14 protein-coding genes are annotated in these 14,164 nt (G+C 72.1%); 5 read left to right on the forward strand and 9 right to left on the reverse strand.

Annotated elements, in window-relative coordinates; genetic code table 11:
• Positions 1 to 257: 257 nt before the first annotated feature.
• Complete coding sequence (gene gap, locus FJ658_RS02315) at positions 258 to 1,295, forward strand: type I glyceraldehyde-3-phosphate dehydrogenase (RefSeq protein ID WP_141143773.1); 1,038 nt, start codon at positions 258 to 260, stop codon at positions 1,293 to 1,295.
• A 154-nt stretch (positions 1,296 to 1,449) separates the two neighbouring features.
• On the opposite strand, the gene FJ658_RS02320 is transcribed toward gap, so the two are convergent.
• From FJ658_RS02320 to FJ658_RS02330, 3 genes are all read right to left on the reverse strand, one after another.
• Complete coding sequence (locus tag FJ658_RS02320; RefSeq protein WP_141143774.1) at positions 1,450 to 1,890, reverse strand: DUF6069 family protein; 441 nt, start codon at positions 1,888 to 1,890, stop codon at positions 1,450 to 1,452.
• Positions 1,891 to 2,158: 268 nt separating this feature from the next.
• Positions 2,159 to 2,698, reverse strand: coding sequence for a hypothetical protein (locus FJ658_RS02325; protein WP_141143775.1), 540 nt, complete (start codon positions 2,696 to 2,698; stop codon positions 2,159 to 2,161).
• Between the two features lie 38 nt (positions 2,699 to 2,736).
• A complete protein-coding gene (locus FJ658_RS02330; RefSeq protein ID WP_141143776.1) occupies positions 2,737 to 4,965 on the reverse strand; it encodes an MMPL family transporter in 2,229 nt (742 codons plus the stop codon).
• Between the two features lie 253 nt (positions 4,966 to 5,218).
• Here FJ658_RS02330 and FJ658_RS02335 point away from each other — a divergent pair, with 253 nt between their 5' ends.
• Together FJ658_RS02335 and FJ658_RS02340 are read left to right on the forward strand one after the other, a co-directional pair.
• Entirely contained in the window at positions 5,219 to 5,884 is a 666-nt protein-coding gene (locus tag FJ658_RS02335; RefSeq protein ID WP_141143777.1) for a hypothetical protein, read from the forward strand.
• Positions 5,881 to 6,132, forward strand: a complete 252-nt coding sequence (locus FJ658_RS02340) for a hypothetical protein (protein WP_181408295.1) — start codon at positions 5,881 to 5,883, stop codon at positions 6,130 to 6,132. Before FJ658_RS02335 ends, FJ658_RS02340 begins: the two co-directional genes overlap by 4 nt.
• Before the next feature lie 12 nt (positions 6,133 to 6,144).
• Here the strand turns inward: FJ658_RS02340 and FJ658_RS02345 are convergent, their stop codons facing one another.
• From FJ658_RS02345 to FJ658_RS02365, 5 genes are all read right to left on the reverse strand, one after another.
• Positions 6,145 to 6,720 (reverse strand): YdeI family protein, encoded by a 576-nt coding sequence (locus FJ658_RS02345; protein ID WP_141143778.1) that lies wholly within the window; start codon positions 6,718 to 6,720, stop codon positions 6,145 to 6,147.
• Positions 6,721 to 6,937: 217 nt separating this feature from the next.
• Entirely contained in the window at positions 6,938 to 8,173 is a 1,236-nt protein-coding gene (locus FJ658_RS02350) for a beta-1,3-glucanase family protein (protein WP_141143779.1), read from the reverse strand.
• A complete protein-coding gene (locus FJ658_RS02355; protein WP_255447510.1) occupies positions 8,170 to 9,423 on the reverse strand; it encodes a glycoside hydrolase family 18 protein in 1,254 nt (417 codons plus the stop codon). The genes FJ658_RS02350 and FJ658_RS02355 overlap by 4 nt, the downstream gene beginning before the upstream one ends.
• A 414-nt stretch (positions 9,424 to 9,837) precedes the next feature.
• Entirely contained in the window at positions 9,838 to 11,220 is a 1,383-nt protein-coding gene (gene purB, locus FJ658_RS02360; RefSeq protein ID WP_141143781.1) for an adenylosuccinate lyase, read from the reverse strand.
• Positions 11,217 to 11,660 carry a low molecular weight protein-tyrosine-phosphatase gene (locus tag FJ658_RS02365; protein WP_370454747.1) on the reverse strand — a complete coding sequence of 148 codons (444 nt, stop codon included), beginning with the start codon at positions 11,658 to 11,660 and terminating at the stop codon, positions 11,217 to 11,219. The genes purB and FJ658_RS02365 overlap by 4 nt, the downstream gene beginning before the upstream one ends.
• A 322-nt stretch (positions 11,661 to 11,982) precedes the next feature.
• Here FJ658_RS02365 and FJ658_RS02370 point away from each other — a divergent pair, with 322 nt between their 5' ends.
• Together FJ658_RS02370 and FJ658_RS02375 are read left to right on the forward strand one after the other, a co-directional pair.
• Positions 11,983 to 12,222: a hypothetical protein gene (locus tag FJ658_RS02370; protein ID WP_141143783.1), complete on the forward strand. Its 240-nt coding sequence runs from the start codon at positions 11,983 to 11,985 to the stop codon at positions 12,220 to 12,222.
• Complete coding sequence (locus FJ658_RS02375) at positions 12,215 to 13,753, forward strand: hypothetical protein (protein WP_141143784.1); 1,539 nt, start codon at positions 12,215 to 12,217, stop codon at positions 13,751 to 13,753. Before FJ658_RS02370 ends, FJ658_RS02375 begins: the two co-directional genes overlap by 8 nt.
• Here FJ658_RS02375 and FJ658_RS02380 read toward each other — a convergent pair.
• Positions 13,710 to 14,120, reverse strand: coding sequence for a phage holin family protein (locus FJ658_RS02380; RefSeq protein WP_141143785.1), 411 nt, complete (start codon positions 14,118 to 14,120; stop codon positions 13,710 to 13,712). The genes FJ658_RS02375 and FJ658_RS02380 overlap by 44 nt on opposite strands.
• Positions 14,121 to 14,164: the final 44 nt, after the last annotated feature.

Here is a 14,164-nt window from a genome sequence, read left to right on the forward strand (position 1 = left end):
GATCCGAGGGTGGCCACGAAGGCACGCTCGACCCGGCGTGTCCCGTGCATTCCTGGCCACCCGCGCGGGACAGGATCGCGGGTGGCCAGAAACGTCCGCCGCGCGCGGCGTGTCGCGTGCATTCGTGGCCACCCTTGGGTGAAACGGGCGGCACGGGGTGGCGCGTGGCGGGATCCTTGCGGATGTTGTCGTGCGCGACAGGGGTGGGCGGGCATCCACGTCGCGAAGGTGGGGAGCGGAAACGAAAGGACTCCCCCATGACCCGCATCGGCATCAACGGCTTCGGACGCATCGGACGCAACACGCTCCGCGCCCTCCTCGCGCAGGGCGGCGCGACCGGCACCACGACCGGCACCGGCGGCGCGACCGAGCTCGAGGTCGTCGCCGTCAACGACCTGACGGCCCCGGCCACGCTCGCGCACCTGTTCCGCTACGACTCCTCGTCGGGCACCTTCCCCGGCACCGTCGAGGTGGATGGCGACGTGCTCGTGATCGACGGCCACCGCATCCGGGTGCTCGCCGAGCGCGAGCCCGCGCAGCTGCCCTGGGCCGAGCTCGGCGTCGAGATCGTGCTGGAGTCGACCGGCCGCTTCACCGAGCGCGAGGCCGCCGCCCAGCACCTCGCGGCCGGAGCGCGTCGCGTGCTTGTCAGCGCGCCGGCGACCGGGGCGGATGCGACCATCGCCTATGGCGTCAACAGCGACGTCTTCGACGCGGCGGCTCACACGATCGTCTCGAACGCGAGCTGCACGACGAACGCGCTCGCCCCGCTGGCCAAGGTGCTCGACGACCTCGCCGGCATCGAGCACGGCTTCATGACGACCGTGCACGCCTACACGCAGGAGCAGAACCTGCAAGACGGCCCGCACCGCGACCTGCGCCGTGCGCGCGCGGCCGGCGTCAACATCGTGCCGACCTCGACCGGCGCCGCGAAGGCGATCGGGCTCGTGCTGCCGCAGCTCGACGGCAAGCTGTCGGGCGACTCGATCCGCGTGCCGGTTCCGGTCGGCTCGATCGTCGAGCTCAACACGGTCGTCGCCCGCGACGTCACCGTCGACGAGGTGAACGCCGCCTACTCCGCGGCCGCCGACGGAGCCCTCGCCGGCATCCTTGCCTTCACCGCCGAGCCGATCGTGTCGAGCGATATCACCGGGCGCACCGAGTCGAGCATCTTCGATTCGCAGCTCACCCGCGTCGACGGCGGACGCCACGTGAAGGTCGTCGCCTGGTACGACAACGAGTGGGGCTTCTCGAACCGCGTCGTCGACACGCTGCGGATGCTCGCGGCGGCGTAGTCGCGCATCCCGTCACGACCGCAGCCCAGCACGAACGCAACTCAGCACGGATGCGACCGGCTGGCCCGATCGGGCCGGGGAGGAGCGTCCGTGCTGAGTTGCGTCGGGGGCTGAGGCGCGGGGGGCTGTCGCGTGCGGGCTCAGCGGAGAGGCGTCAGCGCACGGGCGCGATGCGGCGCCCGCCGATCACGGCCGAGACGGCGGCGATCGGGTGCATCAGCATCAGCGCGACGACGGCGGTGGGCGACGAGCCGGGGATGAATCCGAGGATGAGGAGCGCCACATCCGGTACGAGGCTCAGCACCACGAGCACCGGCACCAGCACGCGCAGCAGGCGTCCCGGGTGCGCGGCGCGGCGGGCGATCAGCACCCAGCCGAGGAGGCCGGCGATCGTGCCGGCGGCCGAGAAGGCGAGGAACACGGGCGGCAGCAGCGGTCCGAACGACGGGTCGGCACCGAGGGCGACGGCGATGCCGGCGACGATGGCCGAGGCGGCCATCGCGGCGAGCACCGAGAGAGCGCCGATCAGCACGGCGGTGCCGGTCGAGACGCGCGGGCGAGCGGAACGGGGCTGGGACGAGGTCACTGCGGTCACGACGATCTCCTTCGATGAGTGGATGCGGAGACCGGGCGTCCGGCGCCGCGGCGCTGGTTCCGGTGGTGCTGTCGCAGGGGATGCGCGGCTCCGGTGACCTCGATGCTCCTCGCGTCGGGCCGCCCGCGCGTCGGCCCCGCGGAGGCCGCTGGATGCCGGCGACTACTCCCCCGGGAGCAGCCGAGGGCCGGACGGGAGATCCCGTCCGGCCCTCGACGCCATGCCGTGCCGCGCCCGGTGCGCGGTCAGCTGATGTCGCGATCGCGCCTCAGCAGTCGTCCGAGGTGACGGTGAACGACACCGGCTCGCCGCCCTCGACCTCGTAGGAGTACTTCATGCGCACGTCGGCATCCAGCAGCTTCTTGGTGGCGTTCTGGCGGCAGAGCTGCGGCCCGACCGACTGCTCGAGCGCATCCTGGGTCACCGCCGAGGGGTCGACGCCCGCGACCGTGTACTGATAGTGGATCGTGTCGCCCTCGGCGGTGACGTCGTTCAGCGTCGTCGCCGAGTCGACGGTCTGCGGGAAGTCGGTCTGCTTCTTCAGCTCGGCGACGGTCTCGGAGACGATCTTCTCGGGCGAGGGCGCGAACAGGTTGCTGAGCCCGAAGCGCACGCCCGCGGCGACGATGGCCCCCACCACCACGACCAGCACCGTGACGAGGATCTTGCGGCCGACGCCGCCCTTCGGCTTCGGGGCCGGGGTGTAGACGGGCTGGCCGCCGACCGGAGCGGTGGGCTGAGCGTACGGCTGGCCTGGGGCACCGGAGTTCGGGGCGGGGTTCGGGCCGGCGGGGTTCGTGTCGGTCACGGGGATCCTCTCGTGCGCATCCGCCGCGGAGGAGCGGATCAGGCGCCTGGCGAGCCTAGCGGTGACGAAAGGTCACGACCGCTGTCGTCATCGGGGCGCGCCGAATCCGCCTCACTGCGGTGCGCGTGACGCCGGCTCGGCCACCAGAAGCGCTCGCCGAGCAGGAACGCGAGCGCCGGCACGAGCAGGGTGCGCACCACGAGGGTGTCGAGCAGCACGCCGATGCAGACGATCGTGCCGATCTGCGCGAGCGCGACGACCGGCAGCACGCCGAGCACGACGAACACCGCGGCGAGCAGGATGCCGGCGCTCGTGATCACGCCGCCCGTGCGGGTGAGCGCCTCGCGCATCCCCTCGCGGGCGCCCAGGTGGGCGCGCTCTTCGCGCGCTCGCGTCGACAGGAAGATGTTGTAGTCGACGCCCAGCGCGACCAGGAACAGGAACGAGTAGAGCACCACGCTCGTGTCGAAGGCGGCGAAGCCGAGCACGTGCTGGAACAGCCAGTTGCCGGCGCCGAGGCTCGCCAGGAAGGTCGCGACGACGCTGAGGATCAGCAGGATCGGCGCGACGAGCGAGCGCAGCAGGAGCAGCAGGATGACGAACACGACCCCGAGGATGAGCGGGATCAGGAGGGCGCGATCGGCGGCCGCGGCCGCGTCCTGATCGAGGGCGTTCGCATCCACCCCGCCGACGAGCGTGTCGTGCAGCGCGCCGTCGGCATCGGCGTAGGCCGCGCGCAGGTCCCGGATGCCGGTGAAGACCTCGTCGCTCTGCGGTTCGCCGGCCAGGGTGACGTCGATGCGGGTCCAGCCCCCAGCGCTCTCGCCCGGGCGCGCGGAGGCCACGCCGTCGACGCTCGAGGCGAGCTCGGCCGCGTCGTCGGCCACCGCATCCTTCGCCAGGATCGTCGCCTGGCCGCCGCCCTGGTCGAAGGCGAGGCTCAGCAGCCGCTCGCCGCGCACCGACTCCGGGTCGCCGATGAGCTTGTCGGTCTGGCTCAGGCCGATGCGCGAGCCGAGCAGCCCCAGGGCGAGGAACGCGACCAGCAGCACCGCCACGGCGCCGACCCGGGCGGGGCGTCGCGCCACGAGTCCGCCGATGCGGGCCCAGACGGTGTGGCCGGCATCGGCGCGACGGGCGGGCGCGCCAGAGCCGCCTGTCTCCCCCGAGCCGCCGAGCGTCGGCGTGACCACCCGCGGGATGAACGGCCAGAACAGTCCGCGCCGGCACACGACCAGCGCGGCCGGCAGCACGAGCAGCGTCATGGCGAGCGCGATCGCGATGCCGATCGCGCAGGCGATGCCGAGCGCGCGGTTGCCGGCGAGGCTCGCGAACAGCAGCATCAGCAGGCTCAGCGCGACCGTGCTGCCCGAGGCGAGGATCGCCGGTCCGGCGCCGCTGACGGTCGTGCGCATCGCCGCCCGCGGGTCGGGCTCGATCAGCAGCTCCTCGCGATAGCGGGCGATGAGCAGCAGGGCGTAGTTGGTGCCCGCGCCGAAGACGAGCACCGACAGGATGCCCAGGATCGACGCATCCACGGGGATGTCCGCCGCCTCGGCGACCGCCGACACGACGAAGCGCGCGAGCCCGTCGCCGAGCGCGACGACGGTCAGCGGCACGAGCCAGAGCACCGGGCTGCGGTAGGTGACGATCAGCAGCAGCGCGACGACCCCGGCCGTGATGAGCAGCAGCCGCAGGTCGGCTCCGGCGAAGGAGTTCGCCGTGTCGGCCTGGAAGCCGACGGGGCCCGTGAGCCACACCTTCAGCCCGTCGGGCAGGTCGGTGCGGGCCAGCTCGCGCAGCGCATCCGCCTGCTCGACGACGCCGTCGGTCGTCGCCTCGCCGTCGACGGGCACGACGAGCAGGGCGACCGTGTCGTCGTCGCTGAACTGCGGACGCACGGCCTGCGGCGCGCTCGACTCCTCGGCGAGGGCGGTGGCTCGGCCCGCGATCGCCGCGATGTCGGCGTCGGTGAGCTTCGGGCGCAGGGCCAGGCTCGAGCTGCTGCCGCTGGTGTCGGAGTCGGTCGCCGGAGCGTCACCGCGCGAGAACAGCACGAGTGCCGTCGACTGGTCGGCGTCGGGAAACTGCTCGAGCAGCGCGGCGACCTGCGACGACTCCGCCGAGTCCGGCGCCGACATCGACGGCGCGGTCTCGCCCGACGACTTCGGCAGCAGCGCGAACAGGGTCCCCAGCACGACGAGAGCCGCGACGAGCACGACGATCGAGCTGACGCGGCCGGTCTGCAGACGGGCGAGGGTGCGCATCCAGGGGTCCTTCGGTGGTGCGGTGCGTGGCGGTGCGTGGTGCGGTGCCGTGGTGCGAGCGGGGTCGGTGCCGCGCGCCTCTCATCCTGGCGGCATCGCCCGACACGGGGTGCAGGATGCGGCGGTCGCTCAGGTGCGTCGGTCACGAGAGCGCCGAGGGCGGTCGGCTCCCGCGCGGGCGAGCGCACAGCCGCGCGGACGTAGACTGGGCGACCGGTGTGCGTCGTCCGGCGCTCCCGGGAAGGACAGCCAGGTGAGTGAGACGCCGATCGCGCGATCGCCGCTCTGGCTGGTCCCCGCGGTGCGCGCTCTGCCGGCCCTCGTGCTCGGCCTCGTGATCACCTTCACCGGCGGCCACTCGACCGCGTTCGGCTCGGTCGCCTTCGGCATCTGGGCCCTGGTCGCGACGATCGTCGCCGTGCTCGTGCTGATCCGCCCGGACGTCGCTGCGGCCCAGCCCGTCGCCGCGCGTCGCGCGCTCCTCGGCGTGCAGCTCGTCACCGGCATCGCCGGGATCGTGGCCCTCGTGCTCGCCCTGACCGCCGCCGGAGCCGGCTTCGGCATCCTCGTCGGACTCTGGGCGGTCGTCGCCGGCGCGCTCGAGATCATCGGCGCCGTGGTCAGCCGCCGCTCCGACCCCGCCCGCACCGCCGCGGTCGGCGGGGTGCGCGACGCGATCATCGTCGGCGCTCTCACCTTCGTGCTCGGCGTGATTGCGCTCGCGATCCCGGCCGGGTTCCGCCAGCCCTTCCCGGGGGCGGGCGATCAGCCCGGCGTGCTGACCGCATCCATCATCGTCGTGGGCGTGCTCGGCGCCTGGGGTGTCATCGTGGCCGTGCTGCACGGCATCGCCGCGGTCTCCCTGCGCGAGCCCCGCCCCGCCGCCGCGACCATCGGGCGAGGAGCCGACGCATCGTGACCGACCCTTCCCGCCGCGATCGTCGGCGCCCTCTCGAGCTGCTCGGACTCAGCGCGATCATCGCGATCGTCATCGGCATCATCGTCTGGGGCGGCGCGCGCAACATCGAGACCGCGCTCATCTGGGCCGGCATCAGCTTCATCGTCGTGATCGTCGTGGTCGCGATGCTCGTGCTCGCGACGTTCCGCGACACCGACGCCGAGGGCAACTCGCGCCGCGACGACGAGGGCGACGGCAGCCCGCACTGAGCTCGCTTCAGCTCAGTGGAACCTCTCGCCCCGCTCGAGCTTCGCCACGAAGTCGGCGATGCGCTTCGCCCGGGTCTCGGCGCTGCGCGCCGTCGACAGCCGGAAGATGAAGGCGAAGCGGTTCTGCTTCGTCAGCGTCGCGAAGAACTCGGCGGCCGCCGGGCTGGCGGCGATCGCCGCCGCGAGGTCGTCGGGCAGTTCGGCGCCCTTCTGCCGGTAGGCGGCATCCCAGCGGCCGTCGGCCTTGGCGCGCTCGATCTCGGCGTGACCGGCGTCGCGCATCCGCCCTTCGGCGATGAGCCGCGCGACCCGCTCGACGTTGACCTGTGACCACGGGCTCGCCTTGCGGCGCGGGGTGAACGCCTGCAGCCGGAACTGCTCGTCGTGCGGACCGCTCTGGCCGTCGATCCAGCCGAAGCAGAGGCCGACGAGCACCGCCTCCTCGTAGGTGAGGCCCGGGTCGACGGCGGCCTTGGTGCGGATGCGCACCCGCACGCCGTCCTGATCGTCGACGTTCTGCTCGAGCCAGGCCTCCCACTCGGCGACCGTGGTCACATCCAGGATCGGCTTGTCGGCGAACGAGACCATGTCCGCACGCTAGCGCGAGCCGCCGACGCGGGCGAGGGCGGCCGCCGCGCGAGCTCGCGAGATGGTCCAGGCGGTCGCGCACCCGAGTATTCGCGCGACCGCCCGGGTCTGAGGGCGGAGGGCCACCCGGCCGTGTCGGACCGGGCGACCCTCCGCGAGGCGGTGGATGCGGCGGCGGCGGCATCGGCATGAACCGCGCCGCGACCTCCGCGACCGCCTAGAGCGGCTCGATCGTGAGCTCGACCGAGGTCGCGGCGCCGTCTTCGATGTACGACGCGAACGCCGACACGTCGTCGAAGGCGAAGCCGTAGGCGCGCCCGTCGGAGTGCGCATCGTGCGTCGCCGCCGCGTAGTGGTTGGTGACGCTGTTCTGGTAGAACTGCGCCGCATCCGTGGTCGGCTGGTTCGTGTAGTCGCGCATCGTGCTGCGGTTCAGCGCGGCACCCAGGATGGCGGCGATCGGACCGCGGAGCCCGTCGTTCGGCGCCGCCAGGTTGCCGTTGCAGAACAGCACGTCGGCGGTCGACGGACGATCGAAGCGCACCCGCTCGGCGCCGCTCTGGTAGGCGACCAGCGCATCCCCGTCGCGGCGCAGCTGGTACTGCGCCGTGCCCGTGTTCACGCTCATCTCAGCCGAGCTGTAGCGATCCCAGCTCTCGCCGATGTAGCCGTCGAAGTAGGTCGCGCTGAAGCGGCCGGCCCCGATGCCGTGGCTGGGCGCGATGACCCGGCGGTCGTCGACGACGAGGTTCGAGAACCCCTCCGTGTTGCGGAGCTTGTCGAAGAACGCACCCCGCGCCCCCGACTTGATGAAGCCGACGCGCTGGTCGTTGACGCCCTGCAGGTGGATGCCGATCGGCACGCTGAACATGTCGACCTGCGTCGAGTTGCAGTACATCGCGCCGTTCTGGTGCGTGAACTCGAACGAGTCGTACAGGATGCCGAACGACGGATCGCTGTCGACCCACCCGGCCGGATGCGCGATGCCGGGCCCGGCATCCGTGCCCACGACCTTGAACGGCAGACGCGCACCCAGCGAGATGTAGATGCGGCCGGAGATCGGCTCGGGCAGCGAGACCGTGCCCCAGTCGCTCAGCGGGAAGCCGTACACGGCGCTGCCGTCGGGCTGGTTGTTGTCGCCCAGGCTGGCCGGGATGAACGTGCCGCTCTGGTCGACGTGACCCTGCTGGCCGGTCGTGATGAGCGTTCCGACGACGTGGATGTAGACATTCGCGTTGTCGTAGGCGCCCGAGTTGTTCACGATCGTGATCGGCAGGTTGCCGGCCGCGCGCGCCCGGGTCGGGGTCAGCAGCGTGCTGCCGCCCGCGAGGCCGAGCCCGCCGACGACGCCGAGGGCGCCGACCGCGGTGGCTCCGAAGAAGCCGCGACGCGAGAGGGTCTGACCGCTCAGGGCCGAGAGCGGACCGCGAGGGCTGAGGCGACGGGGGTTCATGCGCGCACCCCGTTCCCGATGGCCTTGATGAGCTCGCCGTCGGCGGTGTCGCCGCTCAGCTCCCACACGAAGGCGCCGCCGAGGCCCTGCTGGTTCAGGTAGGCCGTCTTGCCCGCGATCGTCTCGGGGGTGTCGTAGCTCCACCACTCGCCGTTGCAGAACGCGTAGGCGGTGCCGCCGACGGTTCCGGTGGCCGGGCACTTGTCCTTGAGCACCTTGTAGTCCTCGATGCCGGGCTCGTAGGTTCCGGGCGCGGCGCCGGTGGCGGTGCCGCCGGGCTCGGCCTGCGTCACGCCGCTCCAGCCGCGGCCGTACATGCCGAGGCCGAGCAGGATCTTCTCGCTCGGGATGCCGAGGCTCTTGAGCTTCTGGATCGCCGTGTCGGAGTCGAATCCGGGCGTGGGCGCGCTGTCGAAGCCGGTGAGCGGCGAGTGCGGCGCGGTCGGACCCTGCGCGGCGAAGGCGCCGTAGTAGTCGTAGGTCATCGGCGCGATCCAGTCGAGATCCTGGATGGCTCCCGCGTAGTCGGCGGCCTCGATCTTGCCGCCGGCGGTGCCGTCAGCCGTGATCGCGCTCGTGACGAGGTCGCTGCCGAACTCGCTGCGCAGCGCGCCGATGAGGTTCTTGTACGCATCCGGGCCACTGGTGTCACAGCTCAGACCGCAGGCGTTGGGGTACTCCCAGTCGATGTCGATGCCGTCGAACACGTCGGCCCAGCGCGGGTCCTCGACGAGGTCGTGGCACGAGGACGCGAAGGCGGCGGGGTTCTGCGCGGCCTGGCCGAAGCCACCCGACCACGACCATCCGCCGAACGACCACAGCACCTTGAGGTCGGGGTGGGCGGCCTTGAGCTTGCGCAGCTGGTTGAAGTTGCCCTTCAGCTCCTGGTCCCAGGTGTCGGCGACGCCGTCGACGCTCTCGTCGGCGGTGAAGGCCTTCTCGTAGTCGGCGAACGAGTCGCCGATCGTGCACTGGCCGTTCGTGACGTTGCCGAAGGCGTAGAGGATGTGGTTCAGCTGGTCGGCCGATCCGCTCGTCTCGATCTTCTTGACGTCGTAGTCGCGGCCGTAGATGCCCCACTCGGTGAAGTAGGCGACGACCTTGTCGCCCGAGGCGGCGGCCGCGGCACTGGTGCTCGCGGCGCTCGCCGAGGTGGTGGATGCGGTGGTGGCGCTCTTCGCGACGCTGCCGCTCGCGCTGCCGCTCGGTGCGGCCTGCGCGACCGCGGGGGCGACGCTGAGCGTGAGCACGGCGGTGGCCGCCAGCGCGGCGACTCCCCCCGCTCTCCATCTCGTCGCGGACCCGTGGTTCTTCCGTGTCGTTCGTGCCGTCAGCATGGACTCCCCTTCCATCGTGGACACACGGTCTGTTCTCGCGTCGAGAGGTCTCGATTCGAGATGACCCGGGAACCTAGCAATGACCGGATGCCCCCCGAAAGGGGGTCAGAGGGGGGTGAGATCGGCGGAGGCCGCTTCTGCCCTTGCAGAATAAGGGAAGACTCCGAACAAATTATTTCGGCCCGGAACCGCGGCCATCGGCGTGTCGGAGTCGAGAGATCGTCGACAGATGTCGGAGTCGGCGGCGGGCGGCTGACACGCAGAAGGTCCCCGGCGCCGCAGCGCCGAGGACCTTCAAAACGGTTTGCTCAGAACCGGTCCGCGGGCTCAGCCCAGGTGGTCCACGAGCTGCGACGCGAGCCCCACATAGGTGCCCGGCGTGAGCTCGCGCAGGCGGGCCTTCGCGGCGTCGCCGATCTCGAGCGCATCCACGAAGGCGACCAGGTCGGCCTGCCCGACGCGGTGCCCGCGAGTGAGCTCCTTGAGCAGCGCATAGGGGTCGGCGATCGTCGAGCGGCCGGCGGCGACCTCGGCGCGGATGACGGTCTGGATCGCCTCGGCCAGCACCTCCCAGTTGCCGTCGAGGTCGGCCGCGAGGGCGGTCTCCGACACCGCGATCTCGCCGAGTCCGCGGAACAGGTTGTCGAGCGCGAGCAGCGAGTGCCCGAGTGCGACGCCCACGTTGCGCTGCGTGGTCGAGTCGGTCAGGTCACGCTGCAGACGGCTCGTCACCAGGGTCGCGGCGAGCGAGTCGAGCAGGGCGCAGCTGAGCTCGAGGTTCGCCTCGGCGTTCTCGAAGCGGATCGGGTTGATCTTGTGCGGCATCGTCGACGAGCCGGTCGCGCCCGGCTGCGGCACCTGGGTGAAGTAGCCCATCGAGATGTAGGTCCACACATCCGTCGCCAGGTTGTGCAGGATGCGGTTGGCGTGACCGATCGCCTGGAACAGCTCGGCCTGCCAGTCGTGCGACTCGATCTGGGTCGTCAGCGGGTTCCAGCTGAGGCCGAGCGACTCGACGAACTCGCGCGAGATGACCGGCCAGTCGGCGTCGGCGTCGGCCGCGAGGTGCGCCGAGAAGGTGCCGGTGGCGCCGCTGAACTTGCCCAGGAACTCGGCCGCCTCGATGCGGCGCAGCTGCCGCTCGAGCCGGTGCACGACGACGGCGAACTCCTTGCCGACCGTGGTCGGGGTCGCCGGCTGGCCGTGGGTGTGCGACAGCATCGGGCGATCGCGCTCGGCCAGGGCCCACTCGCGCAGCCGGCCGATCACGTCGCGGAAGCGCGGCAGCCAGGTCTCGTGCACGGCGGCGCGGATCGTGAGCGCGTAGCTGAGGTTGTTGATGTCCTCGCTCGTCGCGGCGAAGTGCGTCAGCTCGGCGATCGCATCCAGGCCCTGGCGGCTCAGCTCGCCGCGCACCAGGTACTCGACGGCCTTCACGTCGTGACGGGTCGTGGCCTCGAGGGTCGCGAGCTCGTCGATCTGGGCCTGACCGAAGTCGGCGGCGAAGGCGCGCAGCGCGTCCTTCTTGTCGGCCGGCAGCGCGCTCGTGCCGAACAGTCCGCGGTCGGTGAGGGCGATCAGCCACTCCACCTCGACGTGCACGCGGGCGCGGTTCAGTCCGGCCTCGCTGAGGTGCTCGCCGAGCACGCCGGCGACGGGGCGGTAGCGGCCGTCGAGGGGGCTCACCGGTTGCGGGGGCAGGGGGCTCATGATCCTCCGTGGGGAAGCGCGGGCTCGATCTGCCGGAAGAGCGCCGTGCTCGCCCGTTCGATCAGAGTCAGCACCCGGGTGAAGGTCGCCGCGTCGGAGTAGTAGGGGTCCGGCACGTCGAGATCGGGCCCGGATGCGGGGTCGAATGACAGCAGCAATGCTACCTTCGCGCGCGTCTCCTCCGACGGCGCCCACTGGCGCAGCACGCGCTCCTGGCCGCGGTCGAACGCGACCACGAGATCGAGGTCGGCGAACCAGGCCGGGTCGAACTGCCGGGCGCGGTGGCCCTCGCCGTCGTAGCCCGCATCCCGCAGCGCGTCGCGGGTGCGCTGGTCGGCGCGCTCGCCGACGTGCCAGTCGCCCGTGGCGGCTGATTCCACGCTGACGGCGCCCTCGTATCCGCCCTCGGCGATGAGTCGGGTGAAAACCGCCTCGGCCATCGGCGACCGGCAGATGTTGCCGGTGCACACGAAGCAGATCCGGAACGGGGAGCGCGCATGCGAACCCGTCATGCGGAACATCATGCCCGCTCGCGGTCACGGCGGGAGGGGTGAATTCGAGCGGATGTCGGAAGGCGACCGGACGGCCGGGCTGGGGAGGAGGGCCGGGTGTCGGCCTCCTCCCCAGCGCGTGCACACGCGCGGTTGTGCACCGATCGGCGCGAGGCCGACGCCGGTGCTCACGCCGGCGCGCATCCTCGTCGCAGGGCTCGGCCGGGCACGCGTCGCGATCACCGCGGTGGTCGCGAGAGGAGGGATCGACATGGCGGCGACGATCGCGCAGCTCGAGGAGCGGCTGCGCCTGGCGACGCGGGTGCACGAGCAGCTGAGCGGATGGCATCGCGATCCGCCGCGGCTCGACCCGGGCGACTGGAGCGGGCCGGCCTCGGCGATGCAGGAGCGCACGGCCGAGCGGATGCGCGACCAGCTGCGCTCGGCGACCGAGGCCGCGCACGAGCTCGTCGAGCACGCGACGATCGAGCTGGTCGCGGCTCGTGGCTGACCCCGACCAGTGGGCCGGGCGCGGGCTGGGTGCGGCCGGGCGGGGTCCGCTGCAGCTGAGCGGTCGCGGCATCGTCGGCGTGCAGACCGACGGGATGCTCGCCTACCGATCGCGGCTGACCGCGCTCGACGGCGACATCGCGGCGGTGGCGCGGCGCATCCGGCGGCTTCAGCAGCTGCCGTCGGGAGCCGGAGGTCCGGTCGGCGGTGATCCCCTCGAGCTGCTGCGCGCCCGCGTGCATCGCCTCGACACGACGGTCGGCGTCATCGCGCCGCTGGTGGGCGCGGCGGCCGACGGCTACGCGGCTGCCGAGGATGCGGCGGGTCGCGGACTGCGCGGCGTCGCGGTCGTCGGCGTGCAGGTCTTCGGCGGGGCGGCGGCGCGGATCGCCGGGCTCGCCGCGCTCGCCAACGCGCCCCTGCTGCTCGCCGGAGCCGCGGTCGCCTACGCCGCACTGCCCGGTCGCACGCCGAGCGAGAAGAGCGCGGCGATCGGCAGGTCCGTGAAGGACAACCCCGCCTGGGTCACGAGCCCCGAGCTCGACGAGTTCGTGCGCTTCATCGGCGACAACGCCGACGACGTGACGCTCGGCGCGCTGGGCGTGCCGCCGGCGGCCTTGGCGCTCGCGCGAGCCGCCGGGCGGGGCGGCGTCGAGGACAACGCGCGGGCGCTCGTGGCGGTGGCCCGGCCGCTCGGGTTCTTCCGCGAGACCGGCGTCGGCGTGATCCCGGTGAAGCACGGGATCGCCGAGGGGGTCGCCGCGGACCGCGCGGTGGGTCCGAAGGAGCGGCTGCTGCGCATCCCCGACGAGGGCGTGGTGCGCATCGAGAAGCACACGACGCCGGGCCAGCCGCCGCGCTACGTCGTCTACGTGCCGCCGACGGAGACCTTCTCGCCCGAGGCGACGACGATGCCCTTCGACCTGACGAGCAATGTCGGCGGGGTCGCGGGCGACTCGGCGGGATCGGTGCGTGCGGTCGAGCTCGCGATGCAGCACGCCGGCATCGGCGCGGACGACGAGGTGCAGTTGACCGGGTTCTCGCAGGGCGGCCTCGTCGCTGGGCGGCTCGCGGCATCCGGAGACTGGAACGTGGTCGGGCTCGAGACCTGGGGCGGCCCGACGCGCAACATCGATCTGCCGTCGGGCATCGCGGGCTACGACGTTCACCACAGCGACGACTTCGTGCACGCGCTGAGCGGGCAGCAGGTGCCGACCGACCGCCTGCTCGTCGACCAGCAGGCGCGGGCGGGCGGCTTCGCGGCCGACGAGAAGGTCGTGCCGGCGCACCAGCGCGACTCCTACGTCGACACGGCGACCGACCTGCAGCGGGCGAGCTCGCCGCAGCTGACCCGCGAGCTGCGACGGCTCGACGACTTCACGGGCGACTACGCCCGGCAGAGCGGCTACCGCATCGAGACGAGCGAGTACGACACGTACCGCGCCGACGGCGGGGATGTCGCGCCCCGCCCCGGCTGGGGTTCGGGAGTCAGCGCGTCTCGCGCGGGCGGCCCATCAAGGGCCGAAGGATGATGCCGATGATCCAGCTGAAGACGCCGAGCAGGATCGCGCCCAGCACGCCCCACCAGAAGTCCTCGATCGACAGACCGAAGCCGAGCAGGCCCGTGAGCCACGCGACGAGGATCAGCAGCAGCGCGTTCACGACGAGCGACAGCAGCCCGAGCGTGATCACGTACAGAGGGAACGCGATGATGCGCACCAGGTTGCCCACGATGCCGTTCACGATGCCGAAGACGAGCGCGACGATCAGGTACGTCAGCAGGTCGGCGGGCTGCGTGCCGGGCTCCCACGAGGTGACCGCGACATGCGGGCTCAGGATGAGCACGGTCAGCCACAGCGCGAGGGCGTTGATCAGCAGCCGGACGATGAAGCGCCTCATGGAGAGTCATTCTCGCAGGCGAGGGCGAGCGACGGCGGGCGGCG

The organism is Schumannella sp. 10F1B-5-1 (assembly GCF_006517535.1).
Taxonomy (GTDB): domain Bacteria; phylum Actinomycetota; class Actinomycetes; order Actinomycetales; family Microbacteriaceae; genus Schumannella.